General features: G+C 60.7%; 21 protein-coding genes and 3 pseudogenes. 8 read left to right on the forward strand and 16 right to left on the reverse strand.

The window, feature by feature from the left end:
* Window positions 1-133: 133 nt before the first annotated feature.
* Window positions 134-1,081: an AraC family transcriptional regulator gene (locus PSH94_RS16925; RefSeq protein ID WP_266246191.1), complete on the forward strand. Its 948-nt coding sequence runs from the start codon at window positions 134-136 to the stop codon at window positions 1,079-1,081.
* Window positions 1,082-1,093: 12 nt separating this feature from the next.
* Here the strand turns inward: PSH94_RS16925 and PSH94_RS16930 are convergent, their stop codons facing one another.
* The 3 genes and pseudogenes from PSH94_RS16930 to PSH94_RS16940 form a co-directional block, all read right to left on the reverse strand.
* The gene (locus PSH94_RS16930) at window positions 1,094-1,834 is read right to left on the reverse strand and encodes a BPL-N domain-containing protein (RefSeq protein ID WP_305435397.1); all 741 of its coding nucleotides are present in this window, start codon (window positions 1,832-1,834) and stop codon (window positions 1,094-1,096) included.
* 109 nt (window positions 1,835-1,943) lie between these two features.
* Window positions 1,944-2,309, reverse strand: a complete 366-nt coding sequence (locus tag PSH94_RS16935; protein WP_305435399.1) for a hypothetical protein — start codon at window positions 2,307-2,309, stop codon at window positions 1,944-1,946.
* Between the two features lie 74 nt (window positions 2,310-2,383).
* Window positions 2,384-3,840 (reverse strand): annotated as a pseudogene (locus tag PSH94_RS16940) (MFS transporter).
* 124 nt (window positions 3,841-3,964) lie between these two features.
* Between PSH94_RS16940 and PSH94_RS16945 the strand changes: the two are divergent.
* Window positions 3,965-5,728, forward strand: coding sequence for a S8/S53 family peptidase (locus PSH94_RS16945; RefSeq protein WP_181081481.1), 1,764 nt, complete (start codon window positions 3,965-3,967; stop codon window positions 5,726-5,728).
* Between the two features lie 75 nt (window positions 5,729-5,803).
* On the opposite strand, the gene PSH94_RS16950 is transcribed toward PSH94_RS16945, so the two are convergent.
* From PSH94_RS16950 to PSH94_RS16965, 4 genes are all read right to left on the reverse strand, one after another.
* Window positions 5,804-6,430, reverse strand: a complete 627-nt coding sequence (locus tag PSH94_RS16950) for a glutathione S-transferase family protein (RefSeq protein ID WP_181081480.1) — start codon at window positions 6,428-6,430, stop codon at window positions 5,804-5,806.
* Window positions 6,431-6,540: 110 nt separating this feature from the next.
* On the reverse strand, window positions 6,541-8,280 hold the full coding sequence (locus tag PSH94_RS16955) for an OPT family oligopeptide transporter (protein ID WP_305435401.1): 1,740 nt from the start codon (window positions 8,278-8,280) through the stop codon (window positions 6,541-6,543).
* Between the two features lie 421 nt (window positions 8,281-8,701).
* Window positions 8,702-9,160, reverse strand: coding sequence for a transposase (locus PSH94_RS16960; protein WP_181081478.1), 459 nt, complete (start codon window positions 9,158-9,160; stop codon window positions 8,702-8,704).
* Between the two features lie 357 nt (window positions 9,161-9,517).
* The gene (locus tag PSH94_RS16965) at window positions 9,518-10,408 is read right to left on the reverse strand and encodes a hypothetical protein (RefSeq protein ID WP_305435402.1); all 891 of its coding nucleotides are present in this window, start codon (window positions 10,406-10,408) and stop codon (window positions 9,518-9,520) included.
* A 126-nt stretch (window positions 10,409-10,534) separates the two neighbouring features.
* On the opposite strand from PSH94_RS16965, the gene PSH94_RS16970 reads away from it, so the two are divergent.
* Complete coding sequence (locus PSH94_RS16970) at window positions 10,535-11,656, forward strand: lactonase family protein (RefSeq protein WP_370694732.1); 1,122 nt, start codon at window positions 10,535-10,537, stop codon at window positions 11,654-11,656.
* 55 nt (window positions 11,657-11,711) lie between these two features.
* Here the strand turns inward: PSH94_RS16970 and PSH94_RS16975 are convergent, their stop codons facing one another.
* The 3 genes from PSH94_RS16975 to PSH94_RS16985 all read right to left on the reverse strand — a co-directional run bounded on the left by PSH94_RS16975 (window position 11,712) and on the right by PSH94_RS16985 (window position 15,538).
* On the reverse strand, window positions 11,712-13,769 hold the full coding sequence (locus PSH94_RS16975) for a methyl-accepting chemotaxis protein (protein ID WP_305435406.1): 2,058 nt from the start codon (window positions 13,767-13,769) through the stop codon (window positions 11,712-11,714).
* Between the two features lie 331 nt (window positions 13,770-14,100).
* A complete protein-coding gene (locus PSH94_RS16980; RefSeq protein ID WP_305435407.1) occupies window positions 14,101-14,796 on the reverse strand; it encodes a tRNA (adenine(22)-N(1))-methyltransferase TrmK in 696 nt (231 codons plus the stop codon).
* A 31-nt stretch (window positions 14,797-14,827) separates the two neighbouring features.
* Window positions 14,828-15,538 (reverse strand): FadR/GntR family transcriptional regulator, encoded by a 711-nt coding sequence (locus tag PSH94_RS16985; RefSeq protein WP_305435408.1) that lies wholly within the window; start codon window positions 15,536-15,538, stop codon window positions 14,828-14,830.
* 317 nt (window positions 15,539-15,855) lie between these two features.
* Here PSH94_RS16985 and PSH94_RS16990 point away from each other — a divergent pair, with 317 nt between their 5' ends.
* Window positions 15,856-17,217 (forward strand): MFS transporter, encoded by a 1,362-nt coding sequence (locus tag PSH94_RS16990; protein ID WP_181081473.1) that lies wholly within the window; start codon window positions 15,856-15,858, stop codon window positions 17,215-17,217.
* 19 nt (window positions 17,218-17,236) lie between these two features.
* Window positions 17,237-18,562, forward strand: coding sequence for a glucarate dehydratase (gudD, locus tag PSH94_RS16995; protein ID WP_305435411.1), 1,326 nt, complete (start codon window positions 17,237-17,239; stop codon window positions 18,560-18,562).
* A 307-nt stretch (window positions 18,563-18,869) separates the two neighbouring features.
* Here the strand turns inward: gudD and msrA are convergent, their stop codons facing one another.
* The 4 genes and pseudogenes from msrA to PSH94_RS17015 all read right to left on the reverse strand — a co-directional run.
* Window positions 18,870-19,376, reverse strand: coding sequence for a peptide-methionine (S)-S-oxide reductase MsrA (msrA, locus tag PSH94_RS17000; RefSeq protein ID WP_305435412.1), 507 nt, complete (start codon window positions 19,374-19,376; stop codon window positions 18,870-18,872).
* Window positions 19,377-19,731: 355 nt separating this feature from the next.
* On the reverse strand, window positions 19,732-21,075 hold the full coding sequence (locus tag PSH94_RS17005; RefSeq protein WP_305435414.1) for a hypothetical protein: 1,344 nt from the start codon (window positions 21,073-21,075) through the stop codon (window positions 19,732-19,734).
* Between the two features lie 874 nt (window positions 21,076-21,949).
* The gene (locus tag PSH94_RS17010; protein WP_305435415.1) at window positions 21,950-22,564 is read right to left on the reverse strand and encodes a LysE family translocator; all 615 of its coding nucleotides are present in this window, start codon (window positions 22,562-22,564) and stop codon (window positions 21,950-21,952) included.
* A 191-nt stretch (window positions 22,565-22,755) separates the two neighbouring features.
* Window positions 22,756-22,833 (reverse strand): annotated as a pseudogene (locus PSH94_RS17015) (oxidoreductase); the annotation flags it as partial.
* Between PSH94_RS17015 and PSH94_RS17020 the strand changes: the two are divergent.
* Both PSH94_RS17020 and PSH94_RS17025 read left to right on the forward strand, forming a co-directional pair.
* A pseudogene (locus PSH94_RS17020) lies at window positions 22,825-23,073 on the forward strand (helix-turn-helix domain-containing protein); the annotation flags it as partial. The pseudogenes PSH94_RS17015 and PSH94_RS17020 overlap by 9 nt on opposite strands.
* Window positions 23,074-23,499: 426 nt before the next feature.
* Window positions 23,500-23,844, forward strand: a complete 345-nt coding sequence (locus PSH94_RS17025) for a DUF6124 family protein (RefSeq protein WP_266246209.1) — start codon at window positions 23,500-23,502, stop codon at window positions 23,842-23,844.
* 285 nt (window positions 23,845-24,129) lie between these two features.
* On the opposite strand, the gene PSH94_RS17030 is transcribed toward PSH94_RS17025, so the two are convergent.
* Window positions 24,130-24,255, reverse strand: coding sequence for a hypothetical protein (locus PSH94_RS17030; protein ID WP_305435416.1), 126 nt, complete (start codon window positions 24,253-24,255; stop codon window positions 24,130-24,132).
* Window positions 24,256-24,996: 741 nt separating this feature from the next.
* Between PSH94_RS17030 and PSH94_RS17035 the strand changes: the two genes are divergently transcribed.
* The gene (locus PSH94_RS17035) at window positions 24,997-25,536 is read left to right on the forward strand and encodes an AAA family ATPase (protein ID WP_285429360.1); all 540 of its coding nucleotides are present in this window, start codon (window positions 24,997-24,999) and stop codon (window positions 25,534-25,536) included.
* A 348-nt stretch (window positions 25,537-25,884) separates the two neighbouring features.
* On the opposite strand, the gene PSH94_RS17040 is transcribed toward PSH94_RS17035, so the two are convergent.
* Complete coding sequence (locus PSH94_RS17040; RefSeq protein ID WP_305435418.1) at window positions 25,885-26,250, reverse strand: hypothetical protein; 366 nt, start codon at window positions 26,248-26,250, stop codon at window positions 25,885-25,887.
* Window positions 26,251-26,377: the final 127 nt, after the last annotated feature.

A 26,377-nucleotide genomic window follows, 5' to 3' on the forward strand; every position in this document is an offset into this window, starting at 1 on the left:
CAACGCACAAGGCTCTGCCAAGCGGTGCGGCCGCCGCGCACAACAATAAGGCCGTGGCTCACAACAACTGATCCCTTTGCGTGATGTCGGTATGATGCAACGTTGCCAACCAGCCTTGACGGAGGCTTTTTCAATGGACCGCCGTAACCCGTATCTGGATACCCAATTCTGCTTCGATCACCCGGAGGCCCTGGACCAGGCCGGCGTATTTGACGACAGCGCGCGGCAGGTCATGGGCAGCGCGATCGGGCATTACCGCGCGCAGACGGTGCGGTCGCACTTGCAGTATTTCGACTGTGACCTGCAGTTCCCCGAACCGTTGAGCATCCACAAGGTGCTGCCCGACAGCCTGTGCATCGTTCAGGTATTGGGTGGGCAGTGGCAACATCGGGTGGACGGCGTGCTGAATGAATACACCCCCGGCGCGCCCCATGTGCTGGGCTTGAGCGAAAGCATGGAAGCCATGGACCAGATGCCCGCGGGCAGTGGTGCGCGCATGGCCGGGCTGCGCATCGGCGGCGACTACCTGCGCGAAATGGCCGAAGAAGACGCGTCACTGCAGCCGTTGGCGTCTCTGCTCGACGATGGCATGCACTTTTCAGCGCTGAACGGCTGCCGCGCACTCGGACGTTTGCTCGAGCGGCTTTATCATTCGCCCTACCAGGGCGCGCTGGAGCGGCTGAATCAGGAAAGCCTGAGCCTGGCCGTGCTGGTCGAACTGGCCACGCATCTGGCGCCGCAGCCGGCCAAACCCGTGGCCGCGTTGCGCAGCCATTCGGACCTGGCGCACGAAGCACGCTTTCAGCTCGACGCCAACCTGATGAACCCGCCCGGCACGCTGGCGCTGGCCCGGGAACTGGGCGTGGGGGAAACCACCCTGAGACGCGCCTTCAGCCGCGTGTACGGCCAGTCGATGCTCGATTACGTGCGCCAGCAGCGCCTGGAACTGGCGCGCACCCTGCTGCGCCAGCGCAAATGGCACGTGGCGCAGATTGCCCACCGCTTGGGGTACGCCAACCCGGCCAACTTCAACCATGCCTATAAGGCGCATTTCGGCCATCCGCCGGGGGCTGAGTGCTGATATTCGGTGCGCCTATTCAGCCGCCTTGCGCACCAATACGCCAAAGAGCTCGCCTCTGGGCATCCTGCTCAGCGCAATGTCGGCGTCCTCGAACCACTCCTGCCCCGCCTCCGGATGCGGGCCGCTCAGCACCACCACACCTTTCGCATAGGTGTACCGCGCCGCCGCGACATCGCCATTGGCATAGGTGGCAATCACCGTATACGGCGCGCGCGCATCGGCCTTGGGAAAATAAGGTCCATCCTGATAAAACACGCTGTCGGCCTTGCCATCCCAGACCACCCTCACCGCCGCGTCCTCAATGCCCTTCACTTCAAAACCCGGCCGCCCGGCTTCGGAATCAAGGTCGTAGCGGATCAAACCGAAGTTGCCCTTATCGGCCAGATAAGCCCCCATGCACAACCCCAGGTAGCGCCCGCCCCTGGCCACGTATTCGCGGATGGCTTGCACGCGCGCCGCACCTAAACTGTCCAGCGCCGCAGAAATGTCCTGGCCTCCGCCGGGCTGAACATACAGGTCATAACGCGCGAGGGTTTGGGGGGTGATGTCGACCGCTTCGTCAGCCCCCACAAAATCGATCTGGTAATCGGGGCTGAGCCGCAGCAACGCCTGTTTGACGTTTTCGGAACAGTCCTCACAGCCCGCCGGGCCACGGTAGATGGCGACATGTGTGAGGGGTGTGGCGGCTTGCGTCCAAGGCGAGTGCAGCGTAACGAGTGCGATAAACACGGCGGCGATGGCGGGGAGCTTCATGCTTGCAGGCTCATTCAACGTGGGGTCGGGTCGGTAAGAAGCCTGACGCGAAGCCATCAAGCAATACGTAAACAGTTGTAAATCGGCCTGAGATCCTGATTGGCGCCGGTCACTGCCCCTCCTCCGAGGGCGCGCCGTAAGCCTCGCCGATCTCCACCCGGTCGGCCTTGACCCAACCGGTGTAGTCCTCGCCATCCTTGGCGACGAAGTTCACTTGCACCCACGACTGGTCTTCCAGCATGGCGTAGACCGTCAGGCCATCACCGGGGATCACGAACAGCATCTTGTCGGCACAGGCCTCATCCGGCGCGGTATGAAAATGCGCACGCCCGGTGCCGATCACCTTGCCCTGCACCGAAGGATGAAACTCAGGCGCCGTGCCGGAGATTTTTTCCGCCAGGGCGGAACAGTCGACGGCGGCCTGGCTCAGGCCGCTGAACAGACACAGGCACAACAAGCTCGAACGCAGAGGCATGGGGCGAATTCCGTGGGATGTAGCGTGGGCGTGTGATGCCGCAAATTAGTGGATAAACCGAAGCGGCACCAGCGTTATCTGGCCTGCGACAGCGGCCTGGCCACCGTCTCCAGTGCCTGCCGCTCCGCCGCCACGCCCCAGACTGCCTGCACCACCGCCGCGCCACACATGAGCACGGCGCCGATCAGATAGCCGATCAACAAACTGCCGCGCTGTTGCGTCTGGATAAGTTGCCCGAACAAGGTCGGCCCGATGATCCCGCCCAGCCCGGTGCCGAATGCGTAGAACACGGCGATGGCCAGTGCGCGGATTTCCAGGGGGAAGGTCTCGGCGACGGTCAGGTACGCCGAGCTGGCGGCAGCCGAGGCGAAGAAGAAAATCACCATCCACGCGATGGCTTGCTGGGTCACGTCGAACCAGCCTTGCGCAAACGCGTACCCGCTCAGCGCCAGCAGCACACCGGACACCGCATAGGTCAAGCTGATCATCACGCGCCGGCCGATCACATCGAACAGCCGACCCAGCAGCAGCGGCCCGCAGAAGTTTCCCAGGGCCAGCGGCAGCACGTACCAGCCGACCTGTTCGGCGGGTACCTGGTAGAAGTCGGTGAGCACCAGGGCATAAGTGAAGAAGATCGCGTTGTAGAAAAACGCCTGGGCGGTCAGCAGGGTCATGCCCACCAGCGCGCGGCGGCGAAAACTGACGAACAGGGTGTGGAAGATTTCGCCCAGCGGCGTGTGGTCGCGTGGGTGCAGGCGCAGGCCGGGGCCGCTCACGGCAGGCAATGCATGCCCCTGGTGGCGCAGCCGGGTTTCGATGCCTTCGACGATGCGCCGGGCTTCGTCGTGCTGGCCGTGAATCAACAGCCAACGCGGGCTTTCCGGCAGCCACAGGCGCATGACCAGAATAATCAGGCCCAGCGCAGCGCCGATGCCGAAACACAGGCGCCAGCCGAGGTCGCCGCCGACCACGTTCGGGTCAAGCAACACGATAGCCCCGCCGGCGCCCAGCGCGGCACCCAGCCAGAAAGTACCGTTGATGGTGAGGTCCACCCAGCCGCGATAACGCGCCGGAGTGAATTCCTGGATGGTCGAATTGATCGCCGTGTACTCGCCGCCGATGCCCATGCCGGTAAGGAAGCGAAACAGCAAAAAGCTTTCCAGGCTGAAGGAAAACGCCGTCGCTGCGGTGGCACCGATGTACAGCCACAAGGTGATGAAAAACAGTTTGCGTCGCCCCAGGCGGTCGGTGAGCCAGCCGAACAACAGCGCCCCGAGCACGGCGCCGGCGATGTACACGCCGCCGGCCAGGCCGATGTCGAAATTGCTCATGCGCAGGTCAGGGCTGTTTTTCAAGGCACCGGACACCGAGCCGGCCAGGTCACCTCCAGGCCGTCAAGCAGCCAGGTGATACCCAGCGCAAACACCAGCAAGGTGTGGAAGCGGCCCCAGGGCAAGCGGTCGAGCCGCGCCGGCAAGTCGGTTTCAAAGACGGCGCCGGGTGTGCCGGCAGGCAGGTGTTGATCGGTCATCGCGACATCCCTGGTGCAGAACCTATGAAGTAGGAGCCAAGCGGCGCCGCAGGAGTTCAAAGTCTTGGAACGCAGCGCCCTGCGCCACAGTCGGAACAACACCTCCCGGCAAAGAACCAGCCCCATGCCCTTCAAATCCAGCGCCCTCGCGACCCTCCTCACGTTAACTGCCAGTGCCGCCGCGTGCGCCCAGGAGCCGCTGCGCCTGGAAAACCTCAAGCGCTGCGGCAACCTGCTGGAGAACCGCCAACAGGACTGGTGCCTCAGCATACGTGGGCTGGGCGCCGCCACGCCGCAGCTGAAACTGGCGGGCAAGGCGCTGCCCGCGCCAGCCGTTGAGCGTGATGGCGACACCCTGCGCCTGCACCTCGACAGCAGCCACTACCAGAGCGGCCCGTTATGGCTGGAGGACGGCCCGCGCACCAGCAACGCAGCCTGGCTGACCCTGCGTCACAGCCACGTGGTGGCCGCACGACCCGATGAAGTGGCGAAGAACATGGACGGCCTGACCACCTATGTCGACCTGGTCAGCGTGCTGATCGAAGAAGACCAGAACGGGCGCCAGGAAGCCGAGCGTCTGGCGCGCAAGTATGGAGCGACGGTGGTCGGAGCCATCGCGCCGCTGAATGTCTACCAGCTGCGAGTGCCGGCCAAAGACCTGACGCAGCGTGACGCACTGGTGCTGCGCCTGGGCAGCGAGACCGGGGTGGATGCGGTGGTGATCGAAGAGTCCGGCGCCGAAGAGCAGGAACAGGCCGCGCCCCAGGCGAAACCGAACAAACCCGCGGCGGACTCCGACGAGTGGGCCGCCAACCGTTTTCTCGATGCGGTTGCCTACTATCAGCGACGCATTCCCGGTCACCACACACCGATTACGCCACAACCGATCCGCATCGGCGTGATCGAGCGCGGTGTGGATTTCGACACTGCGGACTTCGCCGACGACCTCGGCGCCTGTTCGCCCAAACGCACCTGCGTCTACGCCCGCGACAGCACCAAGCCCGACAGCCATGGCACCACCGTGGCCGGCATCCTCGCAGCGCGCTGGGACAAGGGCGGCAACCGCGGGTTCCTGCGCGGCCTGGATAAGGCCAGCGGCGGCTTCGAGGTCATCGTCGACCGCAATTCCGACGCCGGCATCACTGCCAACATCGCAGCTTCAGTCAACCTGGTGGAGGACGGCGTGCGGGTGCTGAACTGGAGTTGGGGTATCCATCGCGTCGGCACCCAAGACGTCAATGGCAAGGAGGTCGATTCCCTGGTGCGCTCGGGAATCGCCATGGGCGGCTATGAGGAACTGCTGGAGGAGTTTTTCCTGTGGCTGCGCAAGGAGCATCCCGACGTGATCGTGGTGAACTCGGCCGGCAACGGCTCGTCATTCTCCGGCACCGATGACTACCGCCTGCCCTCCTCGTTCATCACCGAACAATTGCTGGTGGTGGGCGGGCATCAGCGCAGCGAACGCGCCGACGTGGCGGTGGATGACCCCGGCTATGCGGTCACGCGCACCTCTTCGAACGTCGACATGCGCGTCGACATCACCGCCGCCGCTTGCACCCACGCCTCGACCCCGGGCGCTGATGAGCAAGGCGCCGTGCATTGCGGCACCTCGTACGCGACGCCGATGGTCGCCGGCCTCGTGGCGGCGATGCTGTCGATCAACCCGCAGTTGCAGCCCGAGCAACTGCGCATGCTGCTGCGCCGCAGCGCCATGACCATCGGTGACAACCATGACTTCGAACGCAGCGACGCCCAGGACCTCACCGCGCCGATCCTGCCCTCGGAACGCAACTATCAGCTTAACGACAAAGATGTAGGACGCTCGGCCCGCCTGGACATGCAAAAGGCCCTGGACCTGGCGGTGCAGAGCCGAACGCGGGTGCGCTGAAGCGCCGGGCCTTCAAGCCCGGCGAACAGGCAAGGCAGCGGCACGGTCGACGCCACTGCCGCCGGCATCATGCGGTCATTTGGCGAACGCGTACTCGCCGCCCTGCTCCACAGCGTTGCGATAGGCCGGGCGCGCCTGCAGGCGCTGCAGCCACGCCGCCAGGTGCGGGTAGGCTTGCAACTTGCCCTGTGCCTGAGCGATTTCACCGATGAAACTCATCTGGATATCCGCGCCGCTGAAGTCTTCACCCACCAGGTAAGGGGTGCGCTCCAGCACGTCGTTCAGGTAGCCGAGGTAGTTGGCCAGTTCCGATTCGATTCGCGGGTGCAACGGCGCGCCGGCATCGCCCAGGCGCCCCACATACAGGTTGAGCATCAATGGCAGCATCGCCGAGCCTTCGGCGAAGTGCAGCCACTGCACGTATTCGTCATAGGTGGCGCTGGCCGGATCGGGTTGCAGGCGGCCCTGGCCGTGACGGCGGATCAGGTAATCAACGATGGCGCCGGATTCGATCACCACATGCGGGCCGTCCTCGATGACTGGGGACTTGCCCAGCGGGTGGACCGCCTTGAGTTCAGGCGGCGCGAGGTTGGTCTTGGGGTCGCGCTGATAGCGCTTGATCTCGTAAGGCACGCCCAATTCTTCAAGCAGCCACAGGATGCGCTGGGAGCGCGAGTTGTTCAGGTGGTGGACAGTGATCATGCAAACTCCGCGAACGACAGTAGGTGTGTAGCAACAGACTACGCCAACGCGCCCGAGTGCCGTCTATTAAGCACCTGAATGAGGCGAGTGCAGGCCGAGCCGTTTCGCCCTCAACCGTTGACCATCGCCCACAGCGAAGCGCCGACGCCGGTGATGCTTTCCCCGGCGATCAAGCCGGCTGCGGCGGTGATCGCGAAGCGTTCGGTGAGGCTCGGCCAACGGCAACTCATCAGCCAGGTGAGCACGGCGCCGAGGGCCATCATCAGCGACACTGACGCGGGCAGCACGAACGCCAGGCCCAACGCGGCGGCGCTGGGCAGGTAACGCGTACGGTGTGCCGGCAACGTGCTGTCCAGGAGGCCGAGCAGCACGCCGATCACGCCGCCCAACGCTATGGCCCAACGGATGCTGGCCGACAGCGAGTCCAGCCCATGGGTGAGGGTTTGCGCCACGGCCTTCCAGGTAGCGACGGCCGGCGCCGGCCACTGCTCGGTCAACAACATGGTCTGCGGGTCGGGGATCAGCGCCAGGTAGGCAAATACGCCGACGATACTGCCGATAAAAATCCCCAGGATCTGCGCGATCACCTGCTTGTGCGGCGTGGCGCCAATCGCCTTGCCCACCTTGAAATCATTCATCAGGTCAGTGCACTGCCCGGCTGAACCACCGGCGGTGTTGGCACTCATCAGGTTGATCGGCACCTGGCCCGGCGCGACGATGCCAAAACTCAGCTGGGACAATTGCCCGATGGCGCCAATCGGCGGAATACCCGTGGCGCCCACAACCCGCGCGGCCACGGCGGCCAGGCAGATGGCCAACGGAATGGTCAGCAACGCCATCCACAGGTTGATGCCGAACAACAGCGCCTGCAGGCTGACCACCAAGGCAATCGCCAGCACGAATCCAGCGGCCGGACCGGGCTTGGGCACACGCCAAGCCTGCGCCCCGGTAGAGCGGCCGGACGCATATAGCGCCCACAACCGAATGGCCAGGGACGCCAGGGTCGAACACACCATCAGGCTCACGCCCGGCCACAACAGCCATTCCACCAACGCGGCGAACTGCGGGCCGGTGCTGCCGGCGGGCACGATCACCAAGCCTTCGGCCAGCAGCCATGGCGCAAGCCCACCCCACGCGAGCAAGGCGCCGAGCAATAGCGTCAGACCGACGCGAATGCCGATGATGCCGCCAAATCCCACCAGCAACAGCGAAGGGTCGGCAGTGAACGTCAGGCGCTCCAAGTGAGCGCTCGGCGACCAGCGCGGCAGCGCCCACAGGAACGTGTCGACCCACTTGACCAGCCCCGACAACACCGCCGCGCCCAGCAGTACTTTCAAGCGCGTCGCGGCCTCGCGGCCGTGGTTGTAGATGTGCAACAGGGTTTCCAGAGTGGCCATGCCTTCGGGGAATTTCAGCCCGTCGTCATTGAGCAACGAGGGCCGCAGGTACCAGGCGATCCAGATCCCCAGGAAACTCACCGAGAACACCCAGGCGATCATCGGCAACGCGTCCAACTGGTTACCGGTCAGCAAGGTATAAGCCGGGATCGGCGCCACCAGCCCGCCGGAGATGATCGACGCGGCGGCCGAGGCGACGGTCTGGTTGATATTGCTCTCGTGCAACGTCCACGGCAGCCCCTGCGACGAACGCCGCGCCAGGCCTTGCCAGATCGCGTAGCCCACCAACAGGGCGATGATCGACATATTGAACGACCAGCCGATTTTCAACCCGGCATAGACATTGGAAGGCGTAAGCAGGATACCGAGCAGCGTGCCGGTGACGACGGCACGCAGGCTCAGCTCGCGTTGGATAGGGCCGTGCTCAGGGAGCGCTGGCGGGGTGGAAGGCATGCGGAGTCCTTTCAGCAGGAGAACGGGACGACCTGACAAGTGAGCCCAGGCAGCCTCGAAGGTTCCTGAAACGACACCCGAACCTCTGTTTGTGCTGAGCGGACTTGCTGCTATGAACAGCCTTGTTGGATTGAGAGAGCTTGATGTGGTGAGCAGGCTTTTTGTGGTGAGCGGGCTTGCTGTGGTGAGCAGGCTTGCTGTGGTGAGCAGGCTTGCCCTGCGCTGGGCTGCGAAGCAGCCCCAAAACCAGCGACGCGGTTTGTCTGGGTGAACGCGGTGGTCTTATGAGGGGCTGCTTCGCAGCCCAGCGCGGGGCAAGCCCGCTCACCACAAAAGCCCCGCTCACCACAGAAGACGCTCTCGCCACAAATAAAACGTATGGACGCACACCCTCCCAGATGTTCCAAAGCCCGCTGAGATATCAGAGCCAGGCGGCGTCCCATAACGAAAAATCTCCGACCCGTTCCACCAGGCCGGCCCGCAAGGGATTGGCAATGATGTAGCGAGCCATCTTGCACACATCGTCCTGCGCACGTACCGCCCTGTCGTGATAACCGGGCTGCCAGACCCGCTCCTTGCTTTGGCGGCGTCGGTTGATGGTCAGCGTACTGCGCGACTTCACGCGCCTTATCACATCGGGCAAATTCCGTTGCTTCAACTCAAATAGCCAATGCACATGGTCTGGCATGATCACCCAGGCCATGGAATCGACCAGGCCCAGTTCATGCGCCTGCCGCAGCTCGATAACCAGCAGGCGACCCAGATAGAGGTCAGTAAATAAGGGGCGACGGTGATTCACGACGAAGGTCACCAGGTAGCTACGTCCATGTTCCGAATAGCGACCGTGACGCAGGCGATGGGATTGAGGTGTGGAGCGCATTGTGTGGCTCTATGTGACTGTTCTGAAGAGCTTTAACGCTAGCCCGAGATGAGTGACGAGCGCATGTCAGTTGATGACCGGATGTATCCAGACTTGCTCGCCTACAGCCCGGCAAGCTGGCCGTAAGCAGCGATGCCCTTTCTGGTGAGCAGACTTGTTGTGGTGAGCAGACTCGTTGTGGTGAACGGGGCTTGCTGTGGTGAGCGGGCTTGCCCCGCGCTGGGCTGCGAAGCAGCCCCAAACCCAGGCACCTCGGAGTGTCAGATGAAACCACATTGTCTGGAGTGGGGCTGCTTCGCAGCCCAACGCAGGGCAAGCCTGCTCACCACAGCAAGCCTAAAGCCCGCTCACTACACCCTAACAGCCGGCCGGCTCTGCGCTGGCCTGCGCCTTGTCTACCAGTCGCTGTATCCAGGCTGCATCCTGGGGGTTGATTACGCCGTAACGGTCCGGCGGGGAAAAGTGCCAGTGGTGCGCAAGCTCCGTGAGGCGCTTGTGTTCGTCGGCCGACAACCAGTACGTGGTGCGGGTCAACGGTATCGGTTCGCCATCGAAGCGGCGCCCGAGCATCACGTTGGTGCGGGGGGCGAAGGCCACGGCCAGGTTCTGGGCGGGGTGCAATTGTTTGTCGAGGGCTGGCATACATCCGACACGGTTGTAGGTGAAGTTGCCGGCGTATTCTTCCTTGAGCACCAGCCAGTGGCCCGCCGCCGTTGTGGCCACGATCCACTGTGAAACTCCGCTGCTCTGGGTACTACTCCACTCGCCATCCTTCCACTGCGTCAGCGTGTTGCAGTCCGGGTCGAAGTCCGACACCCACAGACACGTACCCGCCACCAGCCTGTGGCGTTCCAGTTCCACCAGGCCCTGGCCCGGCATCGCCGCCCAGTAGCGTATGACCGGGTCGCGGCGGTCGCGCAGGTAGTTACGCAGCCCCCAGGCCACGATGATTGTGAGCGTTACCAGCACTTGCCAGCCAAAGGTACTGCCGACGATGCGATCAACCGCCAGTGACGGCATGAACGTGGCGCTCAATAGCCACAAACCCGTCAGGAATACCAGAAAAGGCAGGATCGCACCCAAACACAGCGGCGCCATCAGCACCGTGAGCCAGTCAAAGCGTTGCCCGCGCGCGCGCTCGTAGGCCCACGCCTGCTCCTCAGCGAGCATCGGTGCCTGTTCGCGTGGGGCGATGTCGGGATCGGGAGTATGAAAGCGCCAGTAGCGCGTGTAGGGGTCTTCGTTCATGGCGCTCATCATGCCTTCCCCGCAGGGTCAGCGACACCGCTGATTACGTCGATCACACAGGCATTGCTCCAACCGCGATACAGTCATACGATGACTGATCACAACCATAAAAATAAAGGATCACCTGTGAACACGCCCCTCCTCCTGGCTACTGCAGTCATCTGCGGCCTCAGCGCCCACGCCAACGCGGCTACCTTCGCCTATATTTCCAGCCCCGGTGACGGGCTGATCTCCCAATACAGCCTGAACGAAAGCAACGGCGCATTGAGCCTGGTGAGTCAGGTGGCCGCCGGCGATCAGGTCAACCCAATGGCCCTGAGCCCCAACGGCAAAACCTTGTATGCCGCGTTGCGGGTCAAGCCATTCCAGGTGCAGGCGTTCAACGTTGACCCCACCACCGGGCGCTTGAGCGCAAAAGCCCAAGCGCCGCTGGCCGAAAGCATGGCGTACCTGGCCACCGACCGCACCGGGCGTTACCTGCTCGCCGCCTCGTATGGCGCCGACACCCTCAGCGTGCAGCCCGTCGATAAGGCCGAGCCGATCCTCACCTACAAGACCGGCCTGCACGCGCACTCCCTGCGCACCGACCCGAGCAATCGCTTTGCCTACGCGGGCAACCTGGGCACGGACCAGGTGCTGCAATACCGTTTCGATGCCGACACCGGCGCCCTCAGCCCCATCGGCAGCGGCTACGTGAGCGTGCCGGCCAATACCGGGCCTCGGCACCTGGCGTTTTCTACCGATGGCAAATTTTTGTACGTGGTGGGCGAAATGAGCGGCACCGTCACCGCGTTCGCCATCGACCACAGCAGCGGCGCGCTGACCCGGATCGGCGTAGCCAATGGCATCCCCGCACGCCTAAAACTGGCGCCCGGCCAAGTGCGGGACGCCCGCAATAACGACTTGAAAGACGACCCCACACCGCGAATCTGGGCGGCCGACCTGCGTTTGTCACCCGATGGCAAGCTGCTGTTGATGAGCGAGCGTACCAGCAGTTCGGTGTCGGCATTTGCGGTGGACACAGGCACCGGCGAGCTGCGTTTCCTGGACAATTACCCGGTCGAAGAAAAACAGCCGCGCAACATCGCGTTCTCGCCGAACGGGAAATGGCTGCTGGTCACGGGTGAAAAAAGCCAGAAGGTCGGCACCTATGCGGTAAGCCCAGGCGGTGCGCTGAAACGCGTGGGTGAAGCCCCATCGGGCAAAGGGGCATTGTGGATCGAGGTGTTGAGCCCTTCGGCGCACTGACTCGCAGGTCTGAGCACACTTCAAGGGGGAAGGAGCAAGCCCCCTCCCCCTTGGTTCAGCTCAGGCGGAACCGCGCCGTGTTATCGCTCAGGGCCTGGCTGCCTCTGCTCAGGGTGTCCGCCGCGCGGTTCACCGCACGGGCGCCGTCGAGCAAGCGCCCGGCGGCCTGGTCGACCTGCTGGATATTGCCGCTCACTTCATCCGCCGTAGTCGCTTGTTCCTCTACCGCCGTGGCGATTTGCGCCAGGGTGTCGGTGACGTTCTGTACCGCGCCGGCGATCTCGCCCAGCCGCACGCCAAGCCCGGTGACCGACTCGGCGTCGGTCAACGCTTGTTCGCACGCAGCGCCCATCAGGGTGACCGCCTGGGTCACGGTAGCGCGCAGACTGTCCACCGTGCCGGCGATCTGCGCCGTCGAGGCCTGGGTGCGTTGCGACAGGCTGCGCACTTCATCGGCCACCACCGCAAAGCCGCGCCCTTGCTCGCCCGCACGCGCGGCTTCGATGGCGGCGTTGAGCGCCAGCAGGTTGGTCTGCTCGGCGATACCGCGGATGGTGTCGACCACCGATTGAATCTGCTGGCCCTGGTCGCTCACTTGCTGCAAGGCTGCGGCCGTGTCGGTCAGGCGCTGGTTGAGTTGCTGGATGCTGGCCGTGGTGCGTTCGCTGTCGCGGCTGCTGTCCTCGGCGATGCGTCGGGTTTGCTGGGCGCTGTCCGAGGCCTGTTCGCAACTTCTGGCGACGCCCATGGAGGTGGCGGCCAACTGCGTGGCAGCGGCAGCGATCTGGCTGATCTGGTGTTGCTGGTCTTCGACTTCGTTGAGGGTGCTGCCCGATTGAGCGTTGAGGGTGATCACGGCCGAACCCAACTGCTGGGTTTCGTGATTGACCCCCAACAGGCTGGTACGCAGCTGCATCACCGCCACGTTCAATGCCGTGCTGATAGCCGCCAGTTCGTCGCGCCCCTGCACGGCCACTTCCACGCACAAGTTGCCGTCGCGCAGCGATTCGGCCAGGGTGGTGATACCGCTGGCGCTGCGTCGGATAGACGCTTGCAGGCTCATAAACAGGTACAGCGCCGCCAGGGCCAGCAGGCCGAACGTCGCCGCCCCCGGGATAAATTGCTGGAGTGAGCGATCGTGGTAATACGCCAGGCGGGCATCCAGGGAATTGAGCGACTGGTTGCGCAGTGCACCCAGGCTGCCGAGCATGGCGTCGACACTGCGGTCGAAGGCGGCGGTGTCGAGCTTGATGGTTCCGCCAAATACACCGTCGTCCAGCACTTTGAGTTCGCTATCGAGCACCTGCAGGCTGTTGTCGTACTGCGCGGTCCACGGTTCCATGCCCGCGTAGGGCTTGGCCTTGAGCGATACCGCGGCCTTGATCAACTGGTCCCGCGCATCGCCGATGCGGCTGCGCAGGTCACGCATCTGCAGGCGGCTCTGCAAGGTGAACTGCCCCGACGCGATGGACGACTGGCCGATACCCGCCATGCGGCCGATGCGCTCGATCAGGTCGGGCGTCTGCTGCGTGGCGATCTGCATCGTCAGGTAGGTTTCCATCCACGGGTCGAGGATCAGGCCGGCATCCAGCGCGATCTGCTCGCGCAACGCCTGCATGGCGCCGAGCGCCGATGTGAAGCGTTCGTAGCCGTCCGGCCACCAGCCCACGGTGCGCAGGGATTGGCTGTCCAGGCCCTTGACCGCGCCCTGCAAGGTGTCGAAGCGCGCCTGGATGTCCGCGCTGGCGTTCTGCGCCTTGAGTGTTTCGCCCAGTGTTTGCAGGCTTTGCTGGATCGGTGAGTAGTTGGCATCCACGGCGGCCATGGCGGCTTTCGCGGCGGGCGTGGGCTCGCGCAGCAGATCGACGGCCTTCCAGCGCGCGGCCAGGTTGCGCTGGGCGGTCAATTGCGCGTCCAGGCTGTCGAGCGCCAGCAACTGGCTGACGCCGGAGCGCTCGCTGGATATCACGTTTAATTTGTCCCGGTAATCCTGACCGATCATCCACAGGCTACCCGCCAGGGGCAGCATGAACAGCAAAAACAGAATCTGGAATTTACGCGCGAAACCGAAACGTCCGAGCAGGCGGATACCGGGTGATAACAAGCTGTGCATGTCCGACTACTCCCTCAAACCACCCAGGCGATGCAACGCTGGGCGAAGCCTTAAAATGACTAACGGCAAAATGCCATGTCATTGATTATTCTGGGACTAGCAAGATACGGGCCGTCGACCCACAGCCCCGAAACAGGGCAGGTGATGTACAAAAATGCGCCGTAGCGTGCTCGAAAATGGGGCAAAAGCACTCAATCCTGGCAGTGACGGTGTAACCGCCGGGGACGGCCGGCACAAGGATGTTTGAACGAGCACGCGCTGCAAGCATCCGCCGTTACACGCAGGCTATCGGCTGCGTACCGCCCAAACTTGAAGGCGTGGTGAAGCGTATTTAACCCAGCAGTTCACGGATCCATCGCACCTGCAGGGCGATTTGCGCGTGCTTGCCGTGCAGTACGCCCTGCTCCGACTGTTCAAGGCCGGCCAGAACCTTCTGCTTCAGACGCAACGCCCGTTGCCACTTGGCCAAAAACACCGGGCTGCGCGCCTGCATCTGCAGCGGGCCGAAGTACAGTTGTTCGGCGCTGTAGGCCACCGGCTCGGCGCGTTCGGCGACGATGATTTCGTAGTAGAAGCGGTTCTCGTGTAACAGCTCTTCGCAAAGGATCGTGTAACCGTTATCCATCAACCAACGCCGCAGCGGCGGTTCGCCGCCATTGGGTTGCAGGATCAGGCGTTCGCGGCCGCTCAAGCGGGCCTTGCCGCTTTCCAGAATGTCGCGAATCGTCTCGCCGCCCATGCCGCACAGGCTGATCGCGGTGATGCCGTCGGCCGGTTCGATGGCGGCCAGGCCGTCAGCCTGGCGCACCGTGATGCGCCCTTGCAGACCGTTATCGCGCACGGTGCGTTGGGCTGCGTGGAACGGTGTACTTGCCACCTCCCCCGCGACGGCCGCGCTGATTGCGCCACGGCGCAGCAAAGCGACCGGCAGGTACGCGTGGTCTGAGCCGATGTCGGCCAGACGCGCGGCCGAGGGCACGTGCGCCGCCACGCGCTCCAGGCGCCTGGATAAAGTGTGTTCGTTCAACTGAAGAGTCCTATGCGCGCGTTCGAGCGCCTTACTCGCCGGAAAACCGGTCCCGGCTGTTGGTCAAGTGCAGCACCATGGCGGCGCGGGCGGCGTCGGCGTCCTGGCGTTTGATCGCGTTAAAAATCGCCTCATGCTCCAGGTGGGCCAACTGCCCCAGTCTGGCGAAGTCCGCGCCGCCGCGCTCGGCGCCCTTGACCAGGCTGCGCGGAATCATGGCGTTGCCCAGGTGCTGCATGATCTCGGTGAAAAAAGTATTGCCGGTGGCTTCGGCAATCAACAGGTGGAAGCGTTTGTCTTCTTCCACACAACTGTCGTTGTTGGCCAGGGACGCCTGGTAGTCACCCAGGGCCTGGCGCATGGGAGCCAGTTGCGCATCGCAGCGACGCACGGCAGCCAACGCTACCGCCTGCACCTCCAGGCCCAGGCGCAATTCCAGCATGTTGCGCACGCTGGCCACTGTGTCCACGTGCAGACGCAAGCCAGGCTGGGGGCGTGCCTCCAGCACAAACGTGCCGATGCCGTGACGCGTCTGCACCAGCCCCGAGGCCTGCAATTTGGAAATGGCTTCGCGCACCACCGTGCGGCTCACGCCGTGCTCAAGCACGATGGTGGATTCGGACGGCAGCTTTTCACCCGGCTTTAACTGCCCCAGCAGAATGCGTTGGGTCAAGTCGTCGACCACGCCTTGGGCCAGGTTGGTGGAGCGCTTGTGAACGGCGGCTGGTGGTTGGATGGGCATTGCGACGGGTCCACGGGGTTGGGCTGGGAAGGAGCTTAACATTCCGTCCGGGCGGGGTGGCATACGAATCCGGAAAAGCTTAGCTTGTATGACAACCAACCAGATTGGGGCTTTTTCCTGCCGTACCTTTTTTGATCAGCGCCTTGCTCAACCCCGCTAAAAAAGCTTAATAAACGTCGCAATACAACCAATTTACAGGCTAAACGGCGGGCCTTATGAAATAAAAAATGCGTAACCACATTGCGAATTCCAGAATTCGACTTGTATGATGTCTATCAACTAAAACCCACATAAAAATAATCAGGGGGGAGTCTTGAATGGTTAACAATTCAAGCCATACAGCCGTTGCCTCAGAACGCAGTCCGGTCCTCGCGCGCGCCGTGAGCAAAGTGAAGAGCCATGTGCTCCCACTGTTCGTGGTCATGTTCATCCTCAACTACATCGACCGGGTCAATATCGGCTTCGTGCGCACGCACATGGAGCATGACCTGGGTATCGGCGCGGCGGCCTATGGCTTTGGCGCCGGGTTGTTTTTCATTGGGTATGCCCTGTTCGAAGTGCCCTCCAATATGCTGCTGCAAAAGGTCGGCGCGCGTATCTGGCTGACCCGCATCATGTTCACCTGGGGCCTTGTCGCCACGCTGATGGCGTTTATCCAGAACGAAACCCACTTTTATATCCTGCGCTTTCTGTTGGGGGTGGCCGAAGCCGGTTTCTTCCCGGGGGTGATCTACTACTTCACGCGGTGGTTGCCGGGTGTGGAGCGCGGTAAGGCCATCGCGATTTTCCTCAGCGGTTCGGCCGTGGCTTCACTGATCTCCGGCCCGCTGTCGGGTGCGCTGCTGCAGATCGAAGGGTTTGGCCTGCACGGCTGGCAGTGGATGTTCGCCATCGAAGGCCTGGCCTCGGTCGCCATCGGGTTCTTCGTGTGGTTCTGGCTCGACTCCAAGCCTCACGACGCCAAATGGATGACCCGCGAAGAACAGGACGCGCTGGTGGACGCCATCGACCAGGAACAACGCGAGCGCGAGGCGCTCACCAGCGTCAAGCCGACCCTCGGCAAGCTGCTCAAGGACCGCCAGATCCTGCTGTTCTGTGCGTTGTACTTCTGTATCCAGTTGACCATTTACGCCGCGACCTTCTGGCTGCCGAGCATCATCAAGAAGATGGGCGACCTCAGCGACGTGCAGGTGGGTTTCTTTAATTCGATCCCGTGGCTGATCTCGATCATCGCCATGTATGCCTTCGCCTCGCTGTCGGGCAGGTTCAAGTTCCAGCAGGCCTGGGTGGCAGCGGCGTTGTTGATTGCGGCGGCAGGCATGTTCATGTCCACCACCGGCGGGCCGATCTTCGCCTTTGTGGCGATCTGCTTCGCGGCGATTGGTTTCAAGTCGGCGTCCTCGCTGTTCTGGCCGATCCCCCAGGGCTATCTGGATGTGCGCATTGCCGCCGCGGTGATCGCGCTGATCAACTCCATCGGCAACCTGGGCGGTTTCGTTGCGCCGACCACCTTCGGGTTTCTGGAGCAAACCACCGGTTCGATCCAGGGCGGCCTCTACGGCCTGGCGGGCACTTCGGTGCTGGCTGCCCTCCTGGTGTTCTTCGCCAAGACCGCGCCCTCCTCCACCTTGAGCGCACCTGGCGCCGTGCCCAGCGCCGCGCTCGGCAAACCTCTTTAAGCTCACTCAGGAATCTGCCATGACTACGCCAATCGTCACTCACTTCCAAGTCATCCCCGTGGCCGGCCACGACAGCATGCTGCTCAACCTGAGCGGCGCCCACGGGCCGTTCTTTACGCGCAATATCGTGATCCTCAAGGACAGCAGCGGCCGCACCGGCGTGGGCGAAGTGCCCGGCGGCGAACGCATCCGCGAAACCCTGGAAGACTCGCGCAGCCTGGTGATCGGCCAACCCATCGGCCAGTACCAGCGCGTCCTCAACCAGATGCGCAGCACCTTCGCCTCGCGGGACGCCGCCGGGCGTGGCCTGCAGACCTTTGACCTGCGCATCACCATCCACGCGGTTACCGCCATGGAAGCCGCTCTGCTCGACCTGCTGGGGCAGTTTCTCGAAGTGCCGGTGGCCGCGTTGCTCGGCGAAGGGCAGCAGCGCGACGCGGTGAAAATGCTCGGTTACCTGTTCTATGTCGGCGACCGCACAGCCACCGACCTGGCCTACCGCAATGAGGCCGACAGCGACGATGACTGGTTCCGCCTGCGCCATGAAACAGCCCTGACCGCCGAAGCCGTGGTGCGCCTGGCCGAGGCGGCCCAGGCCAAATATGGCTTCAATGACTTCAAGCTCAAGGGCGGCGTGCTGAGCGGCGATGCGGAAATCGAAGCGGTCACTGCGCTGGCCGAGCGCTTCCCGCAGGCGCGCATCACCCTCGACCCGAACGGCGCCTGGTCGCTGAAAGAAGCCATTCGCCTGTGCCGCGACCAGCACCACGTACTGGCCTACGCCGAGGACCCGTGCGGCGCGGAGCATGGCTACTCAGGCCGCGAAGTCATGGCCGAATTCCGCCGTGCCACCGGGCTCAAGACCGCCACCAACATGATCGCCACCGACTGGCGCGAGATGGGCCACGCGATCCAGCTGCAATCGGTGGACATCCCCCTGGCCGACCCGCACTTCTGGACGATGCAAGGCTCGGTGCGTGTGGCGCAGATGTGCCACGAGTGGGGCCTGACCTGGGGTTCGCACTCCAACAACCACTTCGATATTTCCCTGGCGATGTTCACCCAGGTGGCCGCCGCCGCACCGGGCGACATCACCGCCATCGACACCCACTGGATCTGGCAGGACGGCCAGCGCCTGACCCGCGAACCGCTGAAAATCGAAGGGGGTTATGTGAAGGTGCCGGCCAAGCCCGGCCTGGGGGTGGACATCGACATGGACGCCGTGGCCCACGCCCACGAACTGTACAAAGGCATGGGCCTCGGCGCGCGGGATGATAGCGTGGCGATGCAGTTCCTGATTCCGGGGTGGCGGTTTGATAATAAGCAGCCTTGCCTGGTGCGCTGAAGCCTTCAGGTAAAGCGGATAAATGTGGAAGGGGCGGTGCGACGATTCGACTTGCCCCCGATAGACACAGGTATCTACACAAGTCTTAAAGGCTGACACATAACCCTGTGAGCGGGCTCGCTATGGTGAGCGGGCTTGCTGTGGTGAGCGGGCTTGCCCCGCGCTGGGCTGCGAAGCAGCCCCATTCCAGGCGATGTGATTTCAGCTGACACTCCGAGGTGCCTGGGTGTGGGGCCGCTTCGCAGCCCAGCGCAGGACAAGCCTGCTCACCACAGAGTTCGCGGCCTCTCCCCAGCGCTACTCACGCTTAGCCCCGCTTGGGCAACGTCCAATTTGGCCGGATGAAGTGGCACGTATACCCATTGGGTATGCGCTCCAGGTAATCCTGATGCTCCGGTTCCGCCTCCCAGAACTCGCGGGCAAGCTCTATCTGCGTGACCACAGGTCCCGGCCACAGCTTGGAGGCATCCACGTCAGCCGCGGTATCTTCGGCAATCTCCCGTTGCTGCTCGCTCAGGTAGTAAATCGCCGAACGATAGCTTGGCCCCAGATCATTGCCCTGCCGGTTCGGCGTGCTGGGGTCATGGATCTGGAAAAAGAACTCAAGAATCTGCCGGTAGGTGATCACCGCCGGGTCAAACACGATTTCAATCGCTTCGGCATGGTTGCCATGGTTGCGGTAGGTGGCATTCGGCACATCGCCGCCGGTGTAGCCGACACGCGTGTGCAGCACGCCGGGGTAGCGTCGCAGCAGGTCCTGCATGCCCCAGAAGCAGCCGCCGGCGAGGATGGCGGTTTCGGTTGGATTGGTCATGGTGTGTCCTTGCGCTTGGTGGATATGGGGTAGTTATGGGGTGATGTTGCGCAATACCAAGCTGGATCGAGGAAAAACGACCGCCGGGCCACCACTCGCCTGCCGTATCGCTCTGGGCCGCGTTGGCCTGCAGGATGATATAGGCGCTGCGGTTGCCGCGACCCTGTCCGATGACATGGCCTGGGCTGATCGGACGACGTTGGATATCTCAGGTGGGCAGTTTTTTGTAGCCTGCGTTGTATGGGCTCATTTTTAACCCAATCCGTTGAAGCCCACGACGGTACGCCGCAGGCCTTGAGGCTCAGCAGGCCAATGTGCGGGGCGATGGGCTGTTCTGGTCAGGGTGGGCATGTACTCAGGGTTTGAGATGTCTCATTAACTTGAAAAGATGTCCTGCCCAAGTCCATCGTGTCGCAGTGTTGCCGCGCGTATCTGCGAGAGCTTCAAGGACGCTATGCCGGGTCGCTTCACCGACGGAGGCATCCAACTGCACTGACTGATCGTCAGACGGCGGCCCTGGCTGGCTCATGTGGCCAGTAACCGGGTCTATCGTATAGCCTTCGGCCTTACCTTTGTCTGTAAGGGTCCATACACCATTGACGCAGCCGCTGAGGGCTTGGGAAGGTGGCAGCCTGTCAGATTTGTCCGTAGTTCGGACGATGTAGTCCTCGATTCTGATGTTTCTGTCGAAGGTGGCGAACTCGTTGCCCAACGGCGGTTGCAGGTCACCCTCACTGGAGAATTTGTTCACCATTTTCTCCAAGAACGGTATGCCGCCTATATTGGAAAACGCACCTTGTTCGGGTCGCAGGATATGGCGCAAAAAGCCTGGATCGATGCGGGTACTGTTGATCGCTGAACCATTCAGGATGCGTGCGGCAATGGCTTTATCTTCCTCTTTGAAGTCGAAGATCACCCGATAGCCCTGCGCATCGTAGCTGAGGCCATCCATTAATTGACGACCGTCGCTGAAGTGACGATAAGTACCGAGAATCCCGGCCAATCGATCAACGTAGCTCAGGTCCACCCCCTCCGCCTGTGCATAGGCATACATATCCGCAAACAGGGCTCGATCGTTATGGTTAAGAAAAAGGTTGGCGTTTTGAGCACCGTTTTCACTGGTATGGGGGGGCTTAGCCACAGGCGGCTCATATGGGGTACCAAACAAACGCTTAATCATGAGCTCGCGCTCGCTGGCGGGCGTTGACTTCTTAACGACAGCGGCCGATGGCGCGATTGATTGCAGCTCATCCCAAGCAGCGCGTCGCTCGTTAACGGTGAAGGGGCCGCCGTCATCGTGGGCAATCAGGATCAGTTGATCGCGTGCGATGCCTTTGAATGGGTTGGTATCAGATCCGTTGGCGAAGCCTGTCGCTTGGCGAGCGCGTGCCAGAAGTTCCGGGTTATCGGTATCGGGAACCTCCGCATCGTGCTGTGCTTTTTTGACGAGATACTGCTCGCTGACGATCGGGCCGAGCAAAACGTCGTTATTCTGATCACCACGAGTGTGTGCACGCGTTGCCGCCTCACTTAACTGACGAGCCAGGATCGAGACGGAACTGGAAGTAACGCTGCCGTGAGAGGTGACCATGGTTTGCTTCTCATCATTTGGTGACGCTGCCGCCAACGTCGTAGCGCTGGTAGAACTATGTACCAAAGGACTGTAAGACGACGAGGAAGAAGCATTGAGAATGACCATGAGCACGTACTCCGCGTAAGAAGACAGTAACGGCTACATTCACTTTATTTTTTAAGGGAGGAACTCTCTTAATTGAAAAGCGGCGAATCCATCATCGCTTGATCACTACCTGTACCGAAATGTCACTGAGTCGACACCAGCAGGCTGTATATAACGCGGTGTACCGCCATACACCCTGTGATAGATAGTGACATAGGCACCATGATCGAAAGCTTGAGCATTAAAGTCAAAAAGCGTTCCGGATGAATTAGGATAAATTGCTCTACAGCTCTCCTCAGTGCTGTAAGGCCGCGTGTAGCACAATTTAACTTCCTCCCCGAACCCTTGAGGATAGTAGGTTGTGCTCCACTGGATTTCCATTAGTTGCTTTTGATCAGCGAAGACGGCGGCAGGTATATCTGCAGTAAACACATGCAATCTCGCGAATCCAACGCCTGCTACAGTATCGGAATTGGATAATACCAGTATGGGATTGGGGGCCTTAATCTTTGTGATGGACCTTTCTTGCGCAATAGAGCCACTGGCAAAAAACACCCCAAAAAAACAAGTAACAGCTCCTGCCCCTTATAATTCCTGGCAATGCATTCAAGCTCATCATGACCGCCACCTCAGACTTAATAATAATTAAATATTTTCAGATAAATCCACCATTAGAATCACGCCACCACCCTTGCACGATTTATTAACGAAGAACAGCCATGCACTTCCTAAAATCCGGAAGGACAGGTCTGTCATTCGCAAAAGTAGGAACTTGTAAGTAACTTCCTAGTCCCGCACCTGCTCCCGCTCGAACGCCCTTCATGCGTTCAGCTTAAATCCACAGCGAAGGCGCATGGCTAATAAATTTGGGCAGTGCAAGCCAATTGGTTCGAAGCTAAACCAACTGGCGGACCCCCAGAGACAAAATCAAACCACCGCATAGTCGATCAATTATTTTTTTCCGCCGTTGATACCCCGAAGCAATCTTAGGGTGCGAAAGCGCGATTGCGACCATTCCATACCAGGTCGTTGAAACCACTACCACAACTGCCAACATCGAAAAAAACGTGGCTGGCGAAACATGGGCGGGGGCGGCGGCAGAAAAGACAGCGGCGTAGAAGGCCATGGACTTGGGGTTGCCAATGTTAGTAATCACCCCCTGAATAAAAGACTGCCGGTGACTACCGGCAACGGCATCATTTAGCGCGCCAAGTGCATTCTTCCCCGCGTTGATCAGCAGTCGAAGCCCGAACCACATGAGGTAGGCGGCCCCTAGAACCTTTACAACAAAGGCAGCCCAAGGGAACGCAGCAAATACAATCCCCAGACCCGCGATTGCACAGGTAGACCAGAACAAGTTGACCACTACGATACCCGCTACCAGGGCCAGCGCTTCTGACCGTGTAGTAGCCACCGCTTTATGGACCACTGCGACGAAATTTGGGCCGGGGGTAACGACACCGGCCAGGTAAACCAAAAAGACTGTCAAGACAGCGGAACCATCGATCATGTGCTTGCTCGCGAGTGGTGTGGGCGGTGTCATCAGGGAAACGAGTCAGGACGCTTATGGGTCCACCTCCATTGAGATAAGAGTTTTACACAGCGTTCAGAAGTTCCGGTTTTTTTACACGCGCTGAGCCGAGGGCAGCCGCTCATGGGCAACAGCCTCCGAACCCAGGTATACCTTGCTACCAACGCTGATCAGTGTGGGCTGGCGGTGGGACGCACCACAATCTCACTTACATCCACATCGTCGGGCTGTTCAATGGCATAGCCAATCTGGGCAGTTCTACATTGCATCATCGTTTCAAGGCAGTGACGGCCATGAGTCCGCTGCAGTATCAAAAACAACTGCGCCTGCAGGAAGCCCGCCGCCTGTTGCTCGGCGAAGGGCTGGATGTGGCGAGTGCCTGCTATCGAGTAGGCTACGAAAGCCCTTCGCAATTCAGCCGGGAATACAGTCGTCAGTTTGGGTGTCCGCCATCAAGAGATACCAACCGAGTTCGGCACCCTGTGTGAGAGTCGAAGCGCTTGCCTGGGCGTTGCATGAATTCACCCCATCAGGGCGTGAAGCTTGCGACGCGAGATACATGACGGACCCTGGCGTGCTGCATCACCGGTACAAGTCCTACAAGCAGCCTGTGCGCCTTGCTCCGTTGCCTACAGTTGCGTCAGAATCCGCCGGCTTGTGCGCTTGAGTGAGCGTCTCTAAGGTGGCCCGGTCGCTGACAACTCAGTGATCGGGTTTAGTAGCCCGTGGTCGAATTTCGCTTAGTGCACAAGCTTCATCCACCAGACTTCCGGTCTGTGCTTGATGGTGGCTGTGCGCAGGGCACCTTCGGGTGCGCCGGCTTTGCGGAATTCCCCGGTCTACTAACCTGCGTACAGCTGCCACCCTTTCGTTTAGTAGCGAAACGGTGTCGGCCCTGACAGGGAAATTCCGTTATGTACAAAGTCACGCCTAACCCTCCGAACAGTCCTGACCTGAAACTGAATCAGGCGGCGCATCGTGCGATTGATCACTACCTCAACGCGGGCGCCGAACCGCCACAACCGCCTCCTCCACCTTCGACCACGCTATTCAACGTTGCTGACGATGCCAGCAGCGAAGTGCTGCTCGTCAATAGCTATGAAACCTTTTCGTCGGTCACAGCATTGCTGCTTGACCTGTCGGATGAATTGACAGGAAAGCAGCGGGATGTGGCATTGGCGATTCATCAGCTGAGTGAACTGGGGGTGTTGTTGGTCGATAAATTGATGGCGCGGGAGGGGGCTGGGGCAGGCAGCTAACTATCGGCTCTATATAACGCTGAGTCTTCGTGACTTATTTTATGAAGACTCGGCGGTTTTCTTTTGGGAATAAATAGATTTGCTTCTAACCTGACTTAATCCGAGGTGTGATTGGCTGCTTCCGGCCAATAGCTGCCGGTCGGCACGAGCAGAAATCGCCAGACTATTCAACCGGTAGAGGCAACAGACTAGACACTGCACTGGCAGAAAGACTGCCTCAGATAAGGCGAGGCCATAGATGGCAAGCGAGCTAAAAGGATCTATATGTCGGTGACATTGATCACATCAAAATCCGTTTCTGGCGATGCTTTGGAAATTACGGGTCTCTTCGAAAAGAAAGCTCAGTTCCTCCTGTATCCCCTGGTTGACCTCCTCGTCCATCATCCACTCTAAGTTGGTGGCAATACGCATTGTCTCTGTACGCCATCACAATCCGCATCCCTTTGCGATAGGCTCAACGATAAGTGTTGAAGGCGCTTTCCCTGTCTGAATATCAATTACCTCCAATGCGCAACCGAATTTAGGAGCTGAGTGGGTCACTTGGTAGATCCCCCCCGCAGTAGGGACGAAGCTACTGAAGCTCAAACAACTCCTATGGATTAACGGCTGATCCGTATTCTCACGCTCCTTGATTCCTGAGCTGAGTGCGCTCAGGTAAATGCGCCGATCAGGCTGGATTAGAAATCGATTCTTTTCAGGTTCTGACGGTGAAACAACACCTAGCACACCGGTCTCTCTGGTGTCTTGGCAGTGAGCATCGTAGTAGGCCCAATACGCTTGGCTGCCTCCAGAAATGAATTCGTTTTTCCCCCAATGAGCATCAAGGGTGGCGTGCGGCGCATTCGGTGCCGGTTGCTGGTAGTGACCGACACAGCCAGTCAGAAAAACCGCACAGCAGATAAGTATGGATTTAGTCAACTTCACACCGATCGAGAAGAATTCAGAAATGGGGACATCTGGTCCGTTATCGGCCAGTCTGGTTTAAACAAGAGAGTTCGTCTCAAACGTTGACGACCCAAAATAGCCTTCGTGGTCGGCAGCAGTCGGCCAGAAGCTGCCTGTCATACTGACCGCTTTTTGTTGACCGAGATCGGTCTTGACGTAAAATCGCCGCCCCGGAAAAATCAGCTGTCATAGTGAGAAGGAGCTTCGATGCAACGGGTGATGATTGTTGGTCAACCTGGGTCAGGCAAAAGCACTTTGGCGCGTGAGCTTGGTCAGCGCACAGGTTTGCCGGTCATTCATATCGACACTATTCACTGGCAGCCAGGGTGGATCGAGCGAAGTCCGGACGAGAAGACACAGCTTTGTCTCGATGTAGAGGCCCGAGATTGTTGGATATTCGAAGGCGGCCATTCAGCCACTTGGGACAACCGGCTGGCCCGTGCAGACCTTTTGATATGGATTGATCGTTCGGCGACGCTTCGATTCTTACGCGTACTGCGCAGAACCCTGCTCCAACGCGGTCAGTCTCGGCCTGACTTGCCTGAGAACTGCCCCGAACTGCTGATGAACCTGCCGGAGTTTTTTAGATTCATGTGGCGGACGAAAAAATCAGCGCGAGAAAAGATGCGGCAACTTGTTGCAACAGCGCCACCAGCTTGCCGCGTGGTTTGTCTGCGTTCTAATCGGGATACCTGCAATTTTCTCGCGAGCATTGAAAATTCGAACGTCCAGACTCCGCGAGAATGATCGACGGTTGCCTGATGCGATGCGGGACTACCGTTTACGAGTGGCTGCTATTAGCCGATAACTGACTTTCTGATCGGACAGGCCGAGCTGGAATGGCTGATAGGCAGCCAGTACGCTTGAGTCCCTCTAGTGATAGCCATGGCGTTTTCATCGTACTGATAGTCGCCGTAATTACACTCCAAGATCTGCCCTATATTGGGTTCAAAGTTAATAGCCATCAATCGTCCTTAGAGCTGGATCGCTGCCAGAATTCATGATGCTACAGCGCCACGCATTCCGCGCGAAGGAGCGCTGGGCATATCCATGCGATGGCTTGCTGCGAAGGCTACGTGAGCGAGTGACGCCCGATTAGCGCCCCATGAGTGGGTAGTGCTCGATGCGACACGGATGCGGGTGGCCGTCGCCCTTGCAAATTCCATCCAGATACCGGTAGTCAATCTGCACAGACTGGCCTTTTCGAGGCCATTGCCGACGCGGGAGGGTGTTCTGGTAATCGGCGGTTTCCGGGGTGAAGGTGAGCGTCGAGCCTTGCTGGGGACATTGCGTGGTGGGGGTGGTCGGGGCGACCTTGAGGATCCGCCCCTGCAGCTGTGGGTACGGTTGTTTCAAGACGTTGACGATCTGTACGTCCAGCCGGCAAATCTGCCAGCTCGCCGCGTGGAGGGGGCTGCACAGGGTGGTGAGCGCAAAGGCCAGCGCTGCGTATGTTTTCATGGGTTAAATGTCCAGATCCTTGGAACAAGCAACCTGGCAAGGCCCTGAACTTCCGTCAGCTTCTGGCTGACTTAGTCCTTGGCGCCGGGTCAGTTGGGGAGTGGCAGCACTATGCCAATTACCCAGC

The organism is Pseudomonas sp. FP2254, from assembly GCF_030687695.1.
GTDB classification, from domain to species: Bacteria; Pseudomonadota; Gammaproteobacteria; order Pseudomonadales; family Pseudomonadaceae; genus Aquipseudomonas; species Aquipseudomonas quebecensis.

Bases quoted from the DNA above. Each gene is read 5' to 3' on its own strand.
- PSH94_RS17040 (WP_305435418.1), bottom strand. From the start codon at position 26,250: ATGAAAACATACGCAGCGCTGGCCTTTGCGCTCACCACCCTGTGCAGC.
- PSH94_RS16930 (WP_305435397.1), bottom strand. From the start codon at position 1,834: ATGAAGCTCCCCGCCATCGCCGCCGTGTTTATCGCACTCGTTACGCTG.
- PSH94_RS16945 (WP_181081481.1), top strand. From the start codon at position 3,965: ATGCCCTTCAAATCCAGCGCCCTCGCGACCCTCCTCACGTTAACTGCC.
- PSH94_RS16960 (WP_181081478.1), bottom strand. From the start codon at position 9,160: ATGCGCTCCACACCTCAATCCCATCGCCTGCGTCACGGTCGCTATTCG.
- PSH94_RS16955 (WP_305435401.1), bottom strand. From the start codon at position 8,280: ATGCCTTCCACCCCGCCAGCGCTCCCTGAGCACGGCCCTATCCAACGC.
- PSH94_RS16990 (WP_181081473.1), top strand. From the start codon at position 15,856: ATGGTTAACAATTCAAGCCATACAGCCGTTGCCTCAGAACGCAGTCCG.
- PSH94_RS17025 (WP_266246209.1), top strand. From the start codon at position 23,500: ATGTACAAAGTCACGCCTAACCCTCCGAACAGTCCTGACCTGAAACTG.
- PSH94_RS16925 (WP_266246191.1), top strand. From the start codon at position 134: ATGGACCGCCGTAACCCGTATCTGGATACCCAATTCTGCTTCGATCAC.
- PSH94_RS17010 (WP_305435415.1), bottom strand. From the start codon at position 22,564: ATGATCGATGGTTCCGCTGTCTTGACAGTCTTTTTGGTTTACCTGGCC.
- PSH94_RS16985 (WP_305435408.1), bottom strand. From the start codon at position 15,538: ATGCCCATCCAACCACCAGCCGCCGTTCACAAGCGCTCCACCAACCTG.
- PSH94_RS16965 (WP_305435402.1), bottom strand. From the start codon at position 10,408: ATGAACGAAGACCCCTACACGCGCTACTGGCGCTTTCATACTCCCGAT.
- PSH94_RS16975 (WP_305435406.1), bottom strand. From the start codon at position 13,769: ATGCACAGCTTGTTATCACCCGGTATCCGCCTGCTCGGACGTTTCGGT.
- msrA (WP_305435412.1), bottom strand. From the start codon at position 19,376: ATGACCAATCCAACCGAAACCGCCATCCTCGCCGGCGGCTGCTTCTGG.
- PSH94_RS17005 (WP_305435414.1), bottom strand. From the start codon at position 21,075: ATGGTCATTCTCAATGCTTCTTCCTCGTCGTCTTACAGTCCTTTGGTA.
- PSH94_RS16935 (WP_305435399.1), bottom strand. From the start codon at position 2,309: ATGCCTCTGCGTTCGAGCTTGTTGTGCCTGTGTCTGTTCAGCGGCCTG.
- PSH94_RS16950 (WP_181081480.1), bottom strand. From the start codon at position 6,430: ATGATCACTGTCCACCACCTGAACAACTCGCGCTCCCAGCGCATCCTG.
- PSH94_RS17030 (WP_305435416.1), bottom strand. From the start codon at position 24,255: ATGCGTATTGCCACCAACTTAGAGTGGATGATGGACGAGGAGGTCAAC.
- PSH94_RS17035 (WP_285429360.1), top strand. From the start codon at position 24,997: ATGCAACGGGTGATGATTGTTGGTCAACCTGGGTCAGGCAAAAGCACT.
- gudD (WP_305435411.1), top strand. From the start codon at position 17,237: ATGACTACGCCAATCGTCACTCACTTCCAAGTCATCCCCGTGGCCGGC.